The sequence below is a fragment of the Sulfitobacter aestuarii genome (assembly GCF_042685005.1).
Taxonomy (GTDB): domain Bacteria; phylum Pseudomonadota; class Alphaproteobacteria; order Rhodobacterales; family Rhodobacteraceae; genus Sulfitobacter; species Sulfitobacter aestuarii.
This window is the reverse complement of record NZ_JBHUMP010000014.1, coordinates 26,856-43,798: the sequence shown is the minus strand read 5'-3', so window position 1 is coordinate 43,798 and position 16,943 is coordinate 26,856. Positions and strand designations below refer to the sequence as shown.

Annotated in this window: 16 protein-coding genes; 8 read left to right on the top strand and 8 right to left on the bottom strand. The window is 63.8% G+C overall.

Annotated elements, in window-relative coordinates:
* Nucleotides 1-61 precede the first annotated feature (61 nt).
* Nucleotides 62-763, top strand: a complete 702-nt coding sequence (gene trmB / locus ACFSUD_RS14800; RefSeq protein WP_386375273.1) for a tRNA (guanosine(46)-N7)-methyltransferase TrmB — start codon at nt 62-64, stop codon at nt 761-763.
* Nucleotides 764-824: 61 nt separating this feature from the next.
* On the opposite strand, the gene ACFSUD_RS14795 is transcribed toward trmB, so the two are convergent.
* Entirely contained in the window at nt 825-1,994 is a 1,170-nt protein-coding gene (locus ACFSUD_RS14795; protein ID WP_386375272.1) for an aldehyde dehydrogenase family protein, read from the bottom strand.
* 71 nt (nt 1,995-2,065) lie between these two features.
* On the opposite strand from ACFSUD_RS14795, the gene aroA reads away from it, so the two are divergent.
* From aroA to ACFSUD_RS14765, 6 genes are all read left to right on the top strand, one after another.
* A complete protein-coding gene (aroA, locus tag ACFSUD_RS14790; protein ID WP_386375271.1) occupies nt 2,066-3,418 on the top strand; it encodes a 3-phosphoshikimate 1-carboxyvinyltransferase in 1,353 nt (450 codons plus the stop codon).
* A gap of 22 nt (nt 3,419-3,440) precedes the next feature.
* Nucleotides 3,441-4,061 (top strand): (d)CMP kinase, encoded by a 621-nt coding sequence (gene cmk / locus ACFSUD_RS14785; protein WP_386375270.1) that lies wholly within the window; start codon nt 3,441-3,443, stop codon nt 4,059-4,061.
* 220 nt (nt 4,062-4,281) lie between these two features.
* Complete coding sequence (gene rpsA, locus ACFSUD_RS14780; protein WP_386375331.1) at nt 4,282-5,970, top strand: 30S ribosomal protein S1; 1,689 nt, start codon at nt 4,282-4,284, stop codon at nt 5,968-5,970.
* A 275-nt stretch (nt 5,971-6,245) separates the two neighbouring features.
* Nucleotides 6,246-6,530, top strand: coding sequence for an integration host factor subunit beta (gene ihfB, locus ACFSUD_RS14775; protein ID WP_386375269.1), 285 nt, complete (start codon nt 6,246-6,248; stop codon nt 6,528-6,530).
* Complete coding sequence (locus ACFSUD_RS14770) at nt 6,530-6,880, top strand: lipopolysaccharide assembly protein LapA domain-containing protein (protein WP_386375268.1); 351 nt, start codon at nt 6,530-6,532, stop codon at nt 6,878-6,880. The genes ihfB and ACFSUD_RS14770 overlap by 1 nt, the downstream gene beginning before the upstream one ends.
* A gap of 4 nt (nt 6,881-6,884) precedes the next feature.
* Nucleotides 6,885-7,559: a phosphoribosylanthranilate isomerase gene (locus tag ACFSUD_RS14765; protein WP_386375267.1), complete on the top strand. Its 675-nt coding sequence runs from the start codon at nt 6,885-6,887 to the stop codon at nt 7,557-7,559.
* 92 nt (nt 7,560-7,651) lie between these two features.
* Here ACFSUD_RS14765 and kdsA read toward each other — a convergent pair whose 3' ends face one another.
* The 4 genes from kdsA to ACFSUD_RS14745 all read right to left on the bottom strand — a co-directional run bounded on the left by kdsA (nt 7,652) and on the right by ACFSUD_RS14745 (nt 11,936).
* Complete coding sequence (gene kdsA, locus ACFSUD_RS14760; RefSeq protein WP_386375266.1) at nt 7,652-8,485, bottom strand: 3-deoxy-8-phosphooctulonate synthase; 834 nt, start codon at nt 8,483-8,485, stop codon at nt 7,652-7,654.
* A complete protein-coding gene (locus tag ACFSUD_RS14755) occupies nt 8,482-10,305 on the bottom strand; it encodes a capsule biosynthesis protein (protein WP_386375265.1) in 1,824 nt (607 codons plus the stop codon). The genes kdsA and ACFSUD_RS14755 overlap by 4 nt, the downstream gene beginning before the upstream one ends.
* Nucleotides 10,283-10,942 carry an ABC transporter ATP-binding protein gene (locus ACFSUD_RS14750; protein WP_386375264.1) on the bottom strand — a complete coding sequence of 220 codons (660 nt, stop codon included), beginning with the start codon at nt 10,940-10,942 and terminating at the stop codon, nt 10,283-10,285. Before ACFSUD_RS14750 ends, ACFSUD_RS14755 begins: the two co-directional genes overlap by 23 nt.
* Before the next feature lie 223 nt (nt 10,943-11,165).
* The gene (locus ACFSUD_RS14745; RefSeq protein ID WP_386375330.1) at nt 11,166-11,936 is read right to left on the bottom strand and encodes an acyl-homoserine-lactone synthase; all 771 of its coding nucleotides are present in this window, start codon (nt 11,934-11,936) and stop codon (nt 11,166-11,168) included.
* Between the two features lie 271 nt (nt 11,937-12,207).
* On the opposite strand from ACFSUD_RS14745, the gene ACFSUD_RS14740 reads away from it, so the two are divergent.
* Nucleotides 12,208-13,647, top strand: a complete 1,440-nt coding sequence (locus tag ACFSUD_RS14740; RefSeq protein ID WP_386375263.1) for a sensor histidine kinase — start codon at nt 12,208-12,210, stop codon at nt 13,645-13,647.
* Here ACFSUD_RS14740 and ACFSUD_RS14735 read toward each other — a convergent pair.
* The 3 genes from ACFSUD_RS14735 to ACFSUD_RS14725 all read right to left on the bottom strand — a co-directional run bounded on the left by ACFSUD_RS14735 (nt 13,635) and on the right by ACFSUD_RS14725 (nt 16,876).
* The gene (locus tag ACFSUD_RS14735; protein WP_386375262.1) at nt 13,635-14,882 is read right to left on the bottom strand and encodes a Na+/H+ antiporter NhaA; all 1,248 of its coding nucleotides are present in this window, start codon (nt 14,880-14,882) and stop codon (nt 13,635-13,637) included. The genes ACFSUD_RS14740 and ACFSUD_RS14735 overlap by 13 nt on opposite strands.
* Before the next feature lie 122 nt (nt 14,883-15,004).
* Nucleotides 15,005-15,907, bottom strand: coding sequence for a cation diffusion facilitator family transporter (locus ACFSUD_RS14730; protein ID WP_386375261.1), 903 nt, complete (start codon nt 15,905-15,907; stop codon nt 15,005-15,007).
* Nucleotides 15,908-15,988: 81 nt separating this feature from the next.
* The gene (locus tag ACFSUD_RS14725; RefSeq protein ID WP_386375260.1) at nt 15,989-16,876 is read right to left on the bottom strand and encodes an extensin-like domain-containing protein; all 888 of its coding nucleotides are present in this window, start codon (nt 16,874-16,876) and stop codon (nt 15,989-15,991) included.
* Between the last annotated feature and the right edge of the window lie 67 nt (nt 16,877-16,943).

Sequence of the window (16,943 nt, the reverse complement as noted above, 5' to 3'; positions counted from 1 at the left end):
GGGGCGCGCGCCGCTCTGCCGCATGTTGCAGCGCCCCGCGCGCCGCGCTAAAGGCAGCGCCATGAACACACCGTCCAGACCCCGCCGCAATTTCTATGGCCGCCTCAAGGGCAAGGCCCTGAAGAAATCCCAGAAGGGCTATCTCGAGGAAGACCTCGCCGCGCTGTCGCCCGGTGCCGTCGATTGGGAGAGCAACCCGGAGCGCAGACCGCTCGACCTGCCGGACCTGTTCGGCGGGCGTCCGACCTGGCTCGAGATCGGCTTTGGCGGCGGCGAGCATCTGGTTCATCAGGCGCAGAGCAACCCGGATGTCGGGATCATTGGCTGTGAGCCCTATATCAACGGCGTGGCAATGTTGCTTGGCAAAATCCGCCGCGCCGGGGTCGATAACCTGGCGATCCACCCCGGCGATGCGCGCGACATGTTCGACGTCCTGCCGGAGGCCTCGATCGAGCGGGCCTTTCTACTCTACCCTGATCCCTGGCCGAAGACACGCCATCACCGGCGCCGTTTCGTCACGTCTGAACATCTGGCGCCGCTGGCACGGGTGCTGAAGCCCGGTGCGATCTTTCGGGTGGCGACGGATATCGAGGATTACGTACGCCAGACGCTGGAACAGGTCCCCCGGCACGGGTTCGCTTGGCTGGCCGAGGGCCCGACGGATTGGCGCGAGCCCTGGGATGACTGGTATTCGACACGGTACGAACAGAAGGCGCTGCGCGAGGGCCGGGTGCCGCATTACCTGACGTTTCGCAGGATGTGAGCGCCGGGGGGCTGTCTGCCCCCCGGACCCCCCGAAGGTATTTTGGGTCAGAAGAAGCGGCTCATTCGTCCATGACGAGAACGGCCTTGGTATTGGTGATTTCCAACATGCCGAAGCCGCCGTGTTCGCGCCCGTAACCTGAATCCTTGACGCCGCCGAAGGGCATGTTCGGGGTGGCGAGACCGAAGCCGTTGATGAAGATCATGCCGGTGTCGAATTCGGTTTCGGCCAGTTCGACGGCGCGTTGAACGTTTTGAGAGATGATGCCGCTGCCCAGGCCGAACTTGCTGTCATTGGCGATGCGCATGGCGTCTTCGTCGTCCTTGGCATGGATCAGCGCGGCGACGGGGCCGAAAAGCTCGTCGTCATAGGCGGGCTGGCCCGGTTTGACGTTGCCGAGCACGGTCGCGGGATAATAATGACCTTCGCTTTCTGGCAATCCGCCGCCGAAGAGGATTTCCGCGCCCTTTGCCACGGATTGCTGCACCTGTTCATGCGGGTCGTCGCGCAGGTCCTTGGGGGCCACGGGGCCGATGTCTGACTTCCCGTTCGTGGGATCCCCGGGTTTCAGCCCCTTGATCGCGGCCACGGAAGCGTCCTTGAAGACGTCATAGACAGCGTCGGCCACGATAAAGCGCTTGGCGGCGACGCAGGTCTTGCCGTTGTTGTAGATCCGTCCGGTGACGCAGATGCGCGCGGCTTTCTGCACATCGGCGTCCGAGAGCACCAGATAGGCGTCGTTGAAGTTGAGTTCGAGCACGGTCTTTTTCAGCTCCTTGCCGGCTTTCTGGGCGATCTCGCGGCCCGCATCTGGGCTGCCGGTCAGGGTGACGTCGCGTATGCGGCTATGGGCGATCTCGCGATCCTCGGGGGCCAGCACGTCGGGGCCCTGTTCGGCGGTATAATCGCAGATCGCAGCGCAGAGCGCGATCTCCTGTTCGGATTGGCCCAGGAGTTTGCCCATTTCCCGGGTCATCAGCGCGGCGAGCTCGTCCTTGCGCGCGCGCAGGACTTCGCCGATGGCTTGAATGATCTTGCCGCGCTCCGCGTGGGATTTCAGACGCCAGTCGCGGAATGCCGCGTGGCAGGCCTCGATCCTAGCCTCGAGTGCGCTGTCCTCGAGATAGCGATGGGTGGCGATGGTCTCTTCAGTGGCGGGGTTGATCGTGTCGAACTGCTTGGTCGTGGAGTGCTCCTTCTGGCTTGGGGGGGCAACCCCGGGGCGCGGCAAGCGTTCCGTGCATGGACGGGGGCTGATCGCTCCGTTAAGACTCGGGCCAGAAATTTTTTGCAGGTATCCGCATGTCCAGCCACAGCTCTCCGATTCCGATGACCTCCTCTGCCTGCGGCCCGTTGAGCGGCCGGGCCGATGTGCCGGGGGACAAGTCGATTTCCCATCGTGCGCTGATCCTCGGGGCGATGTGCGTCGGCGAGACCACGATCAGCGGCCTGCTTGAAGGGCAGGATGTGCTCGACACCGCCAGGGCGATGCGCGCCTTCGGGGCCGAGGTCAGCGATCTAGGCGGCGGGCGCTGGTCGGTGCATGGCGTCGGGGTTGGCGGTTTTGCCGAGCCGGAGAATGTCATCGACTGCGGCAATTCCGGCACCGGGGTGCGTTTGATCATGGGGGCCATGGCGAGTTCGCCGATCACCGCCACATTCACCGGGGACGCCAGTCTCAACGGGCGGCCGATGGCGCGGGTCACCGGTCCGCTGGCGCTGTTCGGGGCGCAGGCGGTGGGGCGCGCGGGCGGGCGGCTGCCGATGACCATCGTCGGGGCGCGGGAGCCGGTGCCGGTGCGCTATGTGGTGCCGATGCCTTCAGCGCAGGTGAAATCGGCGGTGCTGCTGGCTGGGCTGAATGCGCCGGGCAAGACGGTGGTGATCGAAGCTGAGGCGACCCGCGATCATACGGAACGGATGCTGGCCGGTTTCGGTGCCGAGATCAGCGTCGAGGAGACGGAAGAGGGCCGGGTGATCACCCTGACAGGGCAGCCCGAGCTGCGCGCCCAGCACATCGATGTGCCGCGCGATCCGTCCTCGGCAGCGTTCCCGGTCTGCGCGGCGCTGATCGTGCCGGGCAGCGACGTGCTGGTGCCGGGGATCGGGCTCAACCCGACGCGGGCCGGGCTGTTCACCACGCTGCGCGAGATGGGCGCCGACCTCACATACGAGAACGAACGCCTCGAAGGTGGCGAGCCGGTGGCCGATCTGCGGGCGCGGTTCTCGCCCGAGATGAGGGGGATCGAGGTGCCGCCGGAGCGCGCGGCGAGCATGATCGACGAATATCCGGTGCTTTCCATCGTGGCCGCCTTTGCACAGGGGACAACGATGATGCGCGGGGTCAAGGAATTGCGCGTGAAGGAAAGCGACCGGATCGATGCCATGGCGACCGGGCTGCGGGCCAACGGGGTCAGCGTGGAGGAGGGGCCGGATTGGTGGTCGGTGGCGGGGCTCGGGGCAGGCGGGGTGCCTGGCGGCGGGCTCTGTGCCAGCCATCTCGACCACCGCATCGCCATGTCCTTCCTGATCCTGGGCATGGCCGCGCAGCAGCCGGTGCGCGTCGATGACGGCGGGCCGATCGCGACATCCTTCCCGATCTTCGAGCCGCTGATGGCTGAGCTGGGCGCGCAGGTCTCGCGGGAGGTCTCATGAGCCGCAGGTGGGGGAAAACGGCATGGTGACAGGAGGCTTCACCGTCGCGATCGACGGGCCGGCGGCGTCGGGCAAGGGCACGATCTCCAGGGCTTTGGCGGCGCATTTCGGTTTCGCCTATCTCGACACCGGGCTGCTCTATCGGGCGGTCGGGGCCAAGGTGCTCGATGGCATGATGCCGGAAGTGGCGGCGCGGCAGCTTGAGAAGGACGATCTGGAAAGCGATGCGTTGCGCAGCCCCGAGGTCGCGCAGGAAGCCAGCCGCGTGGCGGCGCTGCCCGAGGTGCGGGCAGCCTTGACCGATTTCCAGCGCAGCTTTGCCGCGCGCGCGGGGGGGGCGGTGCTGGACGGGCGCGATATCGGCACGGTGATCTGCCCCGAGGCGCAGGTGAAGCTGTTCGTCACCGCCAGCGCCGAGGTGCGTGCGCAGCGCCGCTATGCGGAGTTGAGCGGCAAGGGCATGGCGGTGACGCTCGAACAGGTGCTCGCCGATGTGTTGGCCCGCGATGCCCGCGATTCGACCCGCGAGGAGGCCCCGCTGAAACCGGCGGCGGATGCGGTGCGCATCGATACGACCGAATTGGCGATCGCCGATGCGGTGGCGGCGGCGGTCAAGTTGATCGAGGCGGCGCAGCGCCGCTAGGGGTGCAAGGCCGCTCCGGCTTCGGCCTTGCGGCGCGACGGCAATTGACTTATATCGGACGCTGTCTAAGGGGCGGATACAGCTTCGGGCGCAGATAACGGGCAGGGTCGGTCACTACCGGCCCTCTTTCTTTTGCGTCGCGAAACTGCTTTGCGGACCAATTTCATCCCAAGACCGGCGGAGACAACCGCACGGCCGGAAACATGCTCAAAAGGAAACGATAAGCTACATGGCTCAAACTAAAGCAATGGACGAATTCGAAGCGCTGTTGAACGAAAGCTTCGAAATGGACACGCCCCAAGAGGGGTCTGTCGTCAAGGGCAAGGTGATCGCGATCGAAGCGGGCCAGGCCATCATCGACGTAGGCTACAAAATGGAAGGCCGCGTCGAGCTCAAAGAATTTGCCGATCCCGGTGAGTCCCCCAAGATCGCGGTTGGCGACGAGGTCGAAGTCTTCCTGCGCCAGGTCGAGAACTCCCGTGGTGAAGCCGTCATCTCCCGCGAGATGGCCCGTCGCGAAGAAGCCTGGGATCGCCTGGAGAAAGCCTATGCCGCGGAAGAGCGCGTCGAAGGCGCCATCTTCGGCCGCGTCAAAGGTGGTTTCACCGTCGATCTCGGCGGTGCCGTGGCCTTCCTGCCCGGCAGCCAGGTCGATGTGCGCCCCGTGCGCGACGCCGGCCCTCTGATGGGTCTCAAGCAGCCGTTCCAGGTTCTGAAAATGGACCGTCGTCGTGGCAACATCGTGGTTTCGCGCCGTGCGATCCTCGAAGAGAGCCGTGCCGAACAGCGCGCCGAAGTCATCGGCAACCTCTCCGAAGGTCAGACCGTCGACGGTGTGGTCAAGAACATCACCGAATACGGTGCCTTCGTTGACCTCGGCGGCGTTGACGGTCTGCTGCACGTCACCGACATGGCATGGCGCCGGGTCAACCATCCGTCCGAGATCCTGTCGATCGGCGAGACCATCAAGGTTCAGGTCATCAAGATCAACAAGGAGACTCACCGTATCAGCCTCGGCATGAAGCAGCTGCAGGAAGATCCGTGGGATCTGGTTGGCGCCAAGTATCCGCTGTCCTCCGTGCACACCGGTCGTGTCACCAACATCACCGATTACGGCGCATTCGTCGAGCTGGAGCCGGGCGTTGAAGGTCTGGTTCACGTATCCGAAATGTCCTGGACCAAGAAGAACGTGCACCCCGGAAAGATCGTTTCGACCTCCCAGGAAGTCGAAGTCATGGTTCTGGAAATCGACGGTGCCAAGCGCCGCGTTTCGCTCGGTCTCAAGCAGACCATGCGCAACCCGTGGGAAGTCTTTGCAGAGACACACCCCGAGGGCACCGAAGTCGAAGGCGAAGTCAAGAACATCACCGAATTCGGTCTGTTCGTCGGCCTGCCGGGCGACATCGACGGCATGGTTCACCTCTCCGATCTCAGCTGGGACCAGCGCGGCGAGGAAGCGATCCAGGACTACCGCAAGGGTGACGTGGTTCAGGCCGTGGTCTCCGAAGTGGACGTCGAGAAGGAGCGCATCTCGCTCTCGATCAAGGGTGTCGGCGGCGACAAGTTCGCCGAGGCGGTGGGCGGCGTGAAGCGCGGCTCGATCGTGACCGTGACCGTGACCTCGATCGAAGACGGCGGCATCGAAGTGGAATATGAAGGCATGAAATCCTTCATCCGCCGCTCCGACCTCAGCCGTGACCGCGCCGAGCAGCGCCCCGAGCGTTTCTCGGTCGGTGACAAGGTCGACGTGCGCATCACCAATGTCGATACCAAGGCGCATCGTCTCGGCGTGTCGATCAAGGCGCGCGAGATCGCTGAAGAGAAGGAGGCGGTCGAGCAGTATGGCTCCTCCGATTCCGGTGCATCACTGGGCGACATCCTCGGTGCCGCGCTCAAGGGCGACGAATAAGCGCGCTTCGGCGACAGCCTGAGAAAAACGAAAGCCCCGCATCGCAGGATGCGGGGCTTTTGCGTGCCGAATCGTGGCTGTCCTGCAGGGTGCGGCGGCGCCGCGATTGCCACGCCGCAAATGGAAATCGCGGGGTCGGCGCAGAAAAGATTCGCGAAAACAGAAGCTTCCCGGCGAAAAAGCGCAGGGCGCGGGCAGCGATCACTTTCCGAATGGCCGGTTTTTCCATATAGTTCGCCAGACTTCTGCAAACAACGAGCCTTGGGGGAATCACGATGATCCGGTCTGAACTGATCCAGAAGATTGCCGATGATAATCCGCATCTCTACCAGCGCGACGTGGAACGGATCGTCAATACCATCTTCGACGAGATCACCGGAGCCATGGCCAAGGGGGATCGTGTCGAGCTGCGCGGCTTCGGGGCTTTCTCGGTGAAGAAACGGGATGCCCGCGTCGGGCGGAACCCGCGCACCGGCGAGACCGTTGATGTCGAGGAAAAACATGTGCCGTTCTTCAAGACCGGCAAATTGCTGCGTGATCGTCTGAACGGGAAAGCCTGATGCGTTATATCCGCTATATTTGTATCGCCATCTTTGCGCTGGCGCTGATCTCCGTCGCTCTGGCCAACCGTGCCGTCGTGCCGCTGAAGATCCTGCCGACCGAGGTTTCCGGCTGGTTCGCGCTGAACCCGCAGATCGAACTGCCGCTGTTCATCGTCATCCTCGCCAGCCTGCTCGCCGGGCTGCTGGTCGGGTTCGTCTGGGAATGGATCCGCGAACACGGGGAACGTGCCGAAAAGGCGCGCTTGGCCCGGGAGCGGCGGCGTCTCGAGCGCGAGGTGGCGCGGCTCAGGGGCGAGAAGCACCAAGGCAAGGACGACGTGCTGGTCCTGCTCGACGAAACCGCCTGACCTGATGTCGGGGCGAGAAAACGCGCTGGCGCCTGCCATGGTCAACGTCAAGATCTGCGGCCTGACCGAGACCGCCGATCTGCCTGCTGCCATCCTCGGCGGGGCGCGCTACCTCGGTTTCGTGTTCTTCGCCAAATCACCGCGGAACGTCACCCCGGAAGAAGCCGCTTTCATGGCCGCTACGGTACCGGAAGGGATCTGCAAAGTGGCGCTGACCGTCAATGCCGATGACGAATTCCTCGACGCGCTGACCGCGCGGGTGCCCTTGGACATGCTGCAATTGCATGGCAGCGAAAGTCCGGAACGGGTCAGCGCAATCAAGGCGCGCTATGGACTGCCGGTGATGAAGGCGGTCGGCGTGGCCGATGCCCAAGATCTTGCGGCGCTTGAGCGCTATGGCAGAGTGGCGGACCAGCTTCTTGTCGATGCCAAGCCGCCGCGCGATGCGGTGCTGCCCGGGGGCAACGGGCTGGCCTTCGACTGGCGGCTGATTGCCGGACGGCGCTGGCCGGTGCCCTGGATGCTGGCAGGCGGGCTGACGCCTTACAATGTTGCGGAGGCGATCCGGGTCACAGGGGCGCGTCAGGTCGATGTTTCCTCCGGCGTGGAGAGCGCACCCGGGGTGAAGGACGCAGCCAGGATCGCGGCCTTTTGCGAGGCGGCCCTGGCCGCGGGATAAACGCCACAGGCGACCACGGGGCGAGCGCCGGGGGGCTGTCTGCCCCCCGGGCCCCCCGAAGGTATTTCAAGTCAGAAGAAACGGGTTCGTGCTCAGAGGCGGATCGGGTCGGCCTTGGCCAGCTTGTCAAATTGCATCAGCGAGGCGATCAACTTCGGCATCTGGTCGAGCGGAATCATATTCGGCCCGTCGGAGGGGGCGTTGTCAGGGTCTTCATGAGTCTCGATGAAGACCGCGGCCACGCCGATCGCTACAGCCGCGCGGGCCATCACCGGGGCGAATTCGCGCTGACCGCCGCTCGAGCCGCCCTGGCCGCCGGGTTGCTGCACCGAATGGGTGGCATCCATCACGACCGGATAGCCGGTCTTTGCCATCTGCGGCAGGCTGCGCATGTCCGCGACGAGCGTGTTATAGCCGAATGAGGTGCCGCGTTCGGTGAGCAGGATACGTTCGTTGCCGGTCGATTCGATCTTGGCGATCACGTTGGGCATGTCCCAGGGAGCCAGGAACTGGCCCTTCTTGACATTGACCACCTTGCCGGTTCTTCCGGCGGCGAGCAGAATGTCGGTTTGGCGACACAGGAAAGCGGGGATCTGCAGGATGTCCACGGCCTCGGCCGCTGCCGCGCATTGCGCTTCGCTGTGCACATCGCTGAGAACCGGCACGCCGACGCTCTGTCCGACCGATTGCAGCACCTTGAGCCCGGCATCAATTCCCACGCCGCGGCGCCCGGAAAGCGAGGTTCGATTGGCCTTGTCATAGCTTGCCTTGAAGATGAACTGGGCGCCTGCTGCGTCGCAGGCCTCCTTCATCCGTCCGGCGATCATCTGGGCATGATCTTCGCTTTCGAGCTGGCAGGGGCCTGCGATCACGGTAAGCGGGCACTCGTTGCCGATACTCAGTTCGCGGATGGTGACTTGGGTCATGAGGTTACCTGTTCTCTGAGAATGGATGCGGTAAGCGACAGCATAAGGTAAATGCCCGCAAAGATCAGGAAAGCCAAGATCGTGTTCTCGAACCGGCGCGGATAGCTCGGTTCCTGCGGCGCCACGGGGCGTACCGCGACGGTAAGGTAGCGGACCTGGCGACCGGCCTCGGTGCGGGCCTGGTCCATCTGGGTCTGCGCGGCCTGCAGGGTGACGTCGGCGGCGGCGAGGTCGGCCTGGGCGAGTTGCAGGCTGACCGCCTGCTGGGCCAGCGAGTTTTCGCCCTCCGTCGCGCTGCTCATGCGGTTGTTGAGCTTGTCGAGCTGGGCCTGGATCCGGCGCAGGTCGCCCGTGACGCCATCGACCTTGGCGCGGTTCGGTCGGGCGTTGTCCATCAGCGCCGCCAGCTCCAGCTCCTTCTCGATCATCAGGGCTTCGTAATTGCTGATCTGGCCGCGGATCGCCATGATCACCGCATCCGGATCGACACCGTTCTCGACCTGCAGCTTGATCAGCGCCTCCTGCGCGGCGCGCCGTTTGCGCTCTGCCTCTTCGTAACCGGCGCGCGCGTCGCGCATCGTGTCCTCGCGTTTCTGCCGGGACAGGCCGTTGACGCGTTCCTCGGCATAGGCCAGCAGCTTGCGCGAGAAGGTTTCCGAGACCTGCGGATCGGCGGCGATCACCTCCATGCGTATCACGCCTTCGGTGGGGTCATAGCCGATCTTGACGTTTTTCTTGTAGGTCTTGTAGGCTTCTTCATTGGTCGGATCTGCGCTCAGGCGCTGGATCGGGTCGACGGCCGGATCGGAGAAATGCGCCTTGAACCCGGCGTCCCGGTCAAGACGCAGCATCGCATCCTTGGATTGCAGATAGGCCTGGGTGGCGATGCTGTCCGCGGAATTGGCGAATTGGGTGGGCAGGAGCCCGCCGAGCGGGCTGCTGCCGCCGGATCCCTCGTTCTGGATGATCAGGAACTGGCTGTTGGTGCCATACATCGGCGTTGCGACGCGGTAGAAGTAATAGCCCGCAACGATCGTCGGCAGCAGCACGAAGAAGGCCAGCCGCACCAGCAACAGGCCGATCTTGCGGCGCCGACGTTTGGTGATGTCCTGCTGGATCTGTGAGATCTCGCGCATCCGCCGTTCGGCGGGGCTGGCATGTTCGGTCGAGGGCAGGTTGCGCCGACCGCTCGGCACCGTCTGGGGCAGCTGGTGGCGGCGCGTGTCGGGATGTCCGGGGAGCTGCGCCAGCGCATCGCCGGGGCTGCCGTCGCGCAGTTCGCCCCCGGCCTGGGGCACGACCAGTTCCAGCATGTTGGAGCGCTGGAACGGGTCGATCCCCTGCGCGCGCAGCAGCCGCACAGCGTCGAAATCGGAGGTCGGGGCGAGCCCGTGTTTCTGCGCGACCCGGCGGGCCATGCGCAATTGCCGTCCCGTCAGCCCCTCGCGGCGGATCGCGTCGATGTTGAGCTCGCCGGAGACTTCCGCCGCCGAGGAGACCTGACCGGCGCGGGGGGGCTCGCTTGCGGTGTCAGCGGCGTCAGAACTGTGATCGGGCCCTGCCGGTTCCCTGGCTTGGGATGGTTGCGGTTGCTCCGGCTGCGCGGGGGCTGCGCGAGGCCCGGCATCGAGATTGCCCTCGGCCGCCGGAGCGTCCGCGGCGCCGGTGTCGGACCCCGCAGACGCGGCCTGGCGCAATGCGGCGAGCTTGTCTTCGTCGGGCATGGCATGGGCCGACGCGCCAGACTGCGTCCCGCTGGCCGCCGCAGCAGGCATGTTGCGCTTGATGCGGAATTTCCTAGCTTTGGGTTTCGTAGTCATAAAGCTGCTTCGCTTCTTCCAATGTATCGAACATGTACAATTGCCCACCGAGCAACACCGCTGCGGAGCTGGCGAATTTCTCCAGCGTCTGGGCCTGATGCGAGACGATGATGATGGTGGTGGTGCGCAGCCGTTCCTGCAGGATTTCCCCGGCCTTGCGGTTGAATTCGACATCTGTGGTGGCGGGCATGCCCTCGTCGATCAGATACATGTCGAAATCCAGCGCCAGCATCAGCGCGAAGGAGAACCGGGCGCGCATCCCGGCCGAATAGGTGCCGAGCGGCTGGTCGAAATATTCGCCGAGATTGCACAGCCAGCGACAGAAGCTTTCCACGTAATCCGGGTCGAGCCCGTAGAGGCGGGCGATGTAGCGGGCGTTTTCCATCGCCGAGACCTTGGACACGACGCCGCCCATGAAACCGAGTGGGAAGCTGATGTTGCAGCCCCTGCGGATCTCGCCCTCGTCGGGTTTCTCGAGCCCGGCCATCATGTTGATCAGCGTGGTCTTGCCCGTACCGTTGGGCGCGAGGATGCCGAGCGAGCGGCCGAGATCGACCCGAAAGGAAACCCTGTCGAGGATGACCTTGTGCTGGGATCCAGTCCAAAAGGACTTGGATACATTCTCGAATTCCAGCATGCCCTGCTCCGGTTGCTCCTGCGCGGCCTTCGTTCGGACCTGCTTATCAGAGGTTTCTTAATGGCTTATGCCACGAATTTGACCGTATTATGTCGCAAAGAACGGCCAAATGGCACTGCCGGGTAAGCAGTGCCGTCTTTCGCGTCTCGCCGCAAGCCTTGCAGGGCGCCGTATGGAGCAGATCATTGCCGAAATGCGCGATATGCCGGGCCGGGCGGGGCGCTCAGGCGCCGCCGGTGACATCCATCAGCGCGGCTTGAGTCTTTTCGCCGTCGATGTGATGGACCGGGCCCACCGGCACCGCGCTCATCACGCCGAGCCTGGTCATCCAGCGGCTGAACACTGCCGGGACGATTCCTATCACGTGGCGCGCGCCGAGCTCGGAGGCGGTGGCGGCCATATGGGCCAGCAGCAGCTTCTGAAGCTCCATCCTGCGGCCTGCAGGCAGCTTGGCGGAGAGGAACAGACGCGTGGCCTCCCAGATATCATCGCGCACCGGGGCCTTGAAGAACAACACGTCCTGGGGAATCGAATCGAGCAGGCCGTCCTGCGCGTCACGGATCATGTAGCTGTACTGACCGCATTGCGACGTGGTGGGGGAGAGGCGCACGCCGCCGAGCACCTCGCCATATTCATGCAGCACGATCCAGCGGGCGCGCGGTGTGTCGTACTGGTCAAATTCCATGCCATCGACCTCGGGCAGTTCCCAGCCCTTGGCGCGGATGAAAATTTCCTTGCGGGCGCGCAGCAAATTGACGAAGAGCTCGCCGTGATTATGCATGTTGAGCACCGAAAGCGTCGTGGCGCGGACCTGCTGGTTCTGCGGGGAGACCGGCGCGAGTGGCCGCTCGCCGCCGTCGGGATCGCCCTGGCCGCGCCGCGGGCGGATCGCCTGGCGCTGCAGCCGGTCCGGATCGAGTTCTTCCTGCGGGATCAGCTCCGGAAAGATATGCTGCCAGCCGCGTCTACCAAGAATATTGCCCTCGATACCCATGTTCACATACCGCCCTGAATACCCGTTAACGATTGCAGGCTAACCTTAAGTAGAAACATTTTGCCATAGTTTTGACCAGATTTCGTGCAAGGTTACGTTGCACGTGGTCTGCGTGCCACAGTATCGGCCATTGTCGGTAGCAATAACAGATGGTTATGAGTGCCCTGGCCAGTGAATCGGCGCCCGGGACAAAGGAAAGAAGGCCCGGACGGTGTTGAATGAAAGTACGGTACCCGTCTTCAGGAACACCGAAACAGAGGCAGCCGACCTGATGACGGTCCGCCAGATTCGCGATTATTGCAGCGTCGGCATCGACATGTTCTGGCAACGCCAGTTGGTTTTTGCCGCGGCAATCGGACTGGCGGCCTATTATTACGACCTGTGGCTGTCGCTGACGACGATGCTGCTGATCTCGATCTCGGAAATCTACGATTACATCCTGTTCCGGCAGGTGCGGGTCTGGAACGGGCGGGGCGCCCGGGTCGCGCGTCATTTCATGCAGCGGATCTATGTCGGCACGGTCCTCAGCGCCGCGGTGATCAGTTTCTACGCGATCGGCATTGCGCTCGAACAGGGGCCGACGACCCATTTCATGTCGCTGTTCTTTCTCTTTGCCGCGGCACTCTTCGCGGCAATGAACAACCATCATATCCTCAGGGTCCTGATCCTGCGGCTGGCGATCTATGGGGCGACCTTCCTGTTCATTCCGGTCTGGGACATCCTGCGCACCGGCGCACCGATTGAATCAGAGCTGTGGATGCAGCTCTTCACGGTGATCTTCGTGCTCTATTTCATCATCGATTGCTCGCGGATCTTCCTGCGCCTCTACCGCACCAACGTGCAGCAGCTCGAGGAGCTGAAGGTGGAGCATGAGAAGACCAAGATCGCCTTTCAGGCCAAGACCGAGTTCGTCTCGACCATCAGCCACGAGCTGCGCACGCCGATGACCTCGATCAAGGGATCGCTCGACATGACCTGCGCCGGGGCATTGGGCGAGTTGCCACCGAATGTGGAGAAAGTGCTCAAGATCGCGCAGCGCAATTCCGTGCGCCTGACCGCGATCATCAACGAGATCCTCGACCTGCAGAAATTCGAGGCCGGGCGGATCGTCCTTGACATGCAGAAGCGTGATCTCGGGACGATGATCATGGATGCGATCGACATGAACCGCGCCTATGCGCAGACCCTGAATGTTGAGCTGCGCGCAGGGCATCTCGATAAGGACGTGGAAATCTTCGTCGATGAGCAGCGCATCCAGCAGGTGATGGCCAACCTGCTGTCGAACGCATCGAAATTCTCCCATGTCGGTGCCAAGGTGGTGATCTGTACCGAGATTGCGCCGCAAACGGTACGCATCCTCGTGATCGACGAGGGCATCGGCCTCTCCGAGGAGAGCCGGACCAAGGTCTTCGAGGAATTCTCCCAGGTCGATTCAAGCGACAAGCGCGCTGTAGGCGGGACCGGGCTCGGCATGAACATCTCGCGCCGGATTGTCGAGGCGATGGGCGGCAGCATCGATTATCGCCGCAATGTCGATGTCGGCACAACGTTCTTCGTCGATCTGCCCCGCGTACCGGCGCAAGCCGAGGAGCAGCTTGATGCCGATGCTGGTGGACCGGCTCTCCATCGGTTCCTTGGCAAGCTGCGCGACAAGATTACCGGCGCCTTGCCAGCGGATACCGGCGGCAAGGAATCCGGTCAGCTGCGCTGACGGGTTACCCCGGCAAGCCGCCCGGCCAGCAGGCTGAGCGCCGCCCCGGCAAAGGAGAACAGCGCCCCCATCTTGGCCGCATCCTGCACCGGACCGGTATCAAAGGCGACCGAGGCGACGAAGAGCGACACAGTAAACCCGATACCGGCAACGCAGCCGATCACCGCCAGGTCACCGATCCCCATCCCGAGCGGCAGGCCAAGCCGCAGCGGATGCGCCGCCAGCCAGCCAAAGGCGACGATCCCCAGCGGCTTGCCGATCAAGAGCCCGGCCAGAACCAGCCAGGTGGCGGGGCCGATGGCGCTGAACTGCACCCCGGCATTGAACAGGCCGAAGAAGAACAGGATAACTTCAACGGGATGTTTCAGCAGATGTTCGATCTGGTTGAGCAGATCGGTCAGGTAACGCTCCGCCTCCGAAAAGATGCCGAAGGCGCGTTCGGCATGGGGGATGGTCGGAACGATGGGCAACAGCCCCAGCGCCGGATGCAGCCCGGCACGCATGAACCCGTACCAGCTCACCATCCCGGCCAATAGATAGGGCAGGACATGCAGCTTTTTGCGGACCCAGGTCGAGCGGCGGCGCAGTTGGTCGTGCCGGTCGAGCCGCCGGGGCAGCCAGTTCGCCAGCAGGAAGACCACCAACGCCGTGGCCAGAGAAAGCAGCAGCCATTGCGGCGCCAAGTCGCTGCTCGGATAGAACACCGCCAGGATGATCAGCCCCGCAGCATCGTCGGCAATGGCCAGCAACAGCAGGAAGCGTACTGCCGGATGCCCGGCACCGAAGACCAACCGGCCAATGAGATAGGAAAACGCGATATCGGTGGCCGTCGGGATCGCCCAGCCTCGCGTCACCGCGTCGAAAGTCTGCGATCCCAGGAGCGCGGCAAGGCCGAGATAGATCGCCACCGGCCCGACCATGCCGCCCAACGTCGCAATCAGCGGCGTCGCCGCCCGGCGACCCCGCAGCGCACCGCTGCGCAGCACCACCGCTTCCCATACCTCCTTGGCGGCGATGGCAAAGAACAGTGCCATCAGCATGTCATTGACCAGGTAATGCAGTGTCAGGCTGCGATGCCCGTCATGCAGATGGCCAATCGGCGCATCTTTCCAGAGGGTGAAATCAACGAAGCTGCGATAGCTCGTCTCATCGAGATTTGCCCAGACCAGCGCGAGGAGCGCGCCGATCACCAGCAGCAGCGAATAGCGGGTCAGAAAGCTCCAGACACGGTACATAACGTTCACCCGATCAAAGCCACTTGCCAAAGCCTAGATCAGCGCGACCGCCACTACAACGATGCCGACGGCCTGACCTGTGTCAGCCGTCCCGGGTTTCGGCCCCGACCAGCGAGGCCAATTCAGTGACCGATTACCTGCGCATCCCGGCATCGTTCGGCGGCGTTTTCGATTTCGAGCGTCGAATGATGCAGATGATATTGTCTTGCCAACCGCTTCTTCACCGCTCCGGCGCTTCCCGACGCCTGCGACTCCAGCACCAGATGCGCATTGAGCGCGTTTTCGTGCTCGCCCATCATCCAAAGATGCACGTGATGGACTGAACCGACGCCTTCGACCTCCAGCATCGTCGCAATCACCGCCTCGGCGTCGATCTCGGGCGGCGAGCCCAGCATCAGAATGCGCACGACAACGGGCATCTCAAGCGCCGACTGCCACAGGATATAGCCCGCGATCAGCAGGGTGGCCGCCGGATCGACCCAATGCCAGCCGAACCAGATCACCAGACTGCCCGCTACGATCACCGCCACCGAGCCGAGCGCATCGGCCAGGTTGTGCAGGAAGGCCGCACGGATATTGACGCTGCTCTTGCTCATCGAATAGGTCAGCGCCGCTGTCGCCAGATCGATCAGCAGGGCAATCCCGGCCACAACCACGATGATCCATCCGGTCACCGGGGAAGGTTCGAAGAAGCGCCAGATGGCCTCGTAAACGAGGTAGAGCCCGATCACGATCAGGGTGGTGTAATTGATCAGCGCCGCCACCGCCTCGATACGGCCGTAACCGAAGGTCATCCGCGTATCGGCGGGCCGCCGGGCGATCTTGCGCGCGGCGAAGGCGATGATCAGCGCGATCGCATCGCTGAGATTGTGCAGCGCATCGGCGATCAGCGACAGGCTGCCCGCGACGATGCCGCCGATAATCTGCGCCAGCGTCAGGGCGAGGTTGATCGCCACCGCCAGCGCGACCTTCAGATCGCCGCTTTCCGGATCGACGTGGTGATGATGGTGATGCCCCTGCGCCACGGCTGGACTCCTGCCCGGGTTTTTTGCCGATCAACATGACGTCGGCATCGGCGAAGACAAACGGTTTCCCTGCGTCCCGATCTATTGACAGAGCCGGAACCCGCCCTTGCGTTCCTTGATATCGAAATGCAGATGATCCGCATGGGCGGCGTCGCTTCCCGGGCCGAGCACCGTGGTGAAGGACAGGCAGGCACCGGCGCGGATCGCATCTTGAAATGCCTCTTCCAGCGTCCCCTCCCTTTCGCGCGGCTCGATCACCAGGGTCGAACCACCGGCGAAAGTGAGCCCCATCACGTCAATGGCACTGCCAAATGCATGTTCCGAAAGCTTGCCTTCCGGCAGGTTGTTGCGCCGCCGACAGACATAGGAAGAGCCGTGCCGCACGCCGGTGACCTCGCCACGTTCCTCCAGTACTTCGGATGCCGGGATCACCACACGTTTCAGCCAAGCTGCCAAAGCCAGAGCGGTTTCGCAGCGCAACAGCGTGTCCGGGCGCATCGCCACGCCGGGGGCCGCCTCTTCGAGCAGCACCGGCTCCGCGATGCCGCAGGCGCCATCCTCGGCATCGGCAATGCGCGGCCGTTTTTCGAATACCGCGCCCATCTCGGCAAGTGCCTCGGTGCAAGCGGCGAAAGCTTCGGGGTCGGCCTCTGGCGGGGCAACCGCTTCGTTCTCCTCCGCATCCGCCTCCGGCTCATCGTCTTGCAGAGATGGTTGCTCCGGCACGTCTTCGTCAGGTTTCCTCGGTGGTGGCCTTGTCGCTTCCGGCGCCGCATTCTCCTGTGTCTCGGGCTCCGACGCCTCGGCCTCCGGCGTCTCAGGCTTCGATCCTTCGGCCTCCGGCGTCGCGCCCACCTGCGGCCTCTCGGGCGGTAATGGAGAGGTTTCGGGCGGCAGATCCTGGGCCAGAAGCGGCAGTGGCAGGGCCAGCAGCAGCACGGCGAAACGGCGGGGCAGGGGGTGCGGCATGGGGATCCTTTCACCTGGGCCGGTTCGGGACCAACCGGCGGCGCCACGGCAAGGTTCCGCGCCACCG

What these genes read in the sequence shown, in the direction of transcription:
- trmB (WP_386375273.1), top strand. Translation starts at nt 62, where the DNA reads ATGAACACACCGTCCAGACCCCGCCGCAATTTCTATGGCCGCCTCAAG.
- aroA (WP_386375271.1), top strand. Translation starts at nt 2,066, where the DNA reads ATGTCCAGCCACAGCTCTCCGATTCCGATGACCTCCTCTGCCTGCGGC.
- cmk (WP_386375270.1), top strand. Translation starts at nt 3,441, where the DNA reads ATGGTGACAGGAGGCTTCACCGTCGCGATCGACGGGCCGGCGGCGTCG.
- ihfB (WP_386375269.1), top strand. Translation starts at nt 6,246, where the DNA reads ATGATCCGGTCTGAACTGATCCAGAAGATTGCCGATGATAATCCGCAT.
- ACFSUD_RS14770 (WP_386375268.1), top strand. Translation starts at nt 6,530, where the DNA reads ATGCGTTATATCCGCTATATTTGTATCGCCATCTTTGCGCTGGCGCTG.
- ACFSUD_RS14765 (WP_386375267.1), top strand. Translation starts at nt 6,885, where the DNA reads ATGTCGGGGCGAGAAAACGCGCTGGCGCCTGCCATGGTCAACGTCAAG.
- kdsA (WP_386375266.1), bottom strand. Translation starts at nt 8,485, where the DNA reads ATGACCCAAGTCACCATCCGCGAACTGAGTATCGGCAACGAGTGCCCG.
- ACFSUD_RS14755 (WP_386375265.1), bottom strand. Translation starts at nt 10,305, where the DNA reads ATGACTACGAAACCCAAAGCTAGGAAATTCCGCATCAAGCGCAACATG.
- ACFSUD_RS14750 (WP_386375264.1), bottom strand. Translation starts at nt 10,942, where the DNA reads ATGCTGGAATTCGAGAATGTATCCAAGTCCTTTTGGACTGGATCCCAG.
- ACFSUD_RS14745 (WP_386375330.1), bottom strand. Translation starts at nt 11,936, where the DNA reads ATGGGTATCGAGGGCAATATTCTTGGTAGACGCGGCTGGCAGCATATC.
- ACFSUD_RS14740 (WP_386375263.1), top strand. Translation starts at nt 12,208, where the DNA reads ATGACGGTCCGCCAGATTCGCGATTATTGCAGCGTCGGCATCGACATG.
- ACFSUD_RS14735 (WP_386375262.1), bottom strand. Translation starts at nt 14,882, where the DNA reads ATGTACCGTGTCTGGAGCTTTCTGACCCGCTATTCGCTGCTGCTGGTG.
- ACFSUD_RS14725 (WP_386375260.1), bottom strand. Translation starts at nt 16,876, where the DNA reads ATGCCGCACCCCCTGCCCCGCCGTTTCGCCGTGCTGCTGCTGGCCCTG.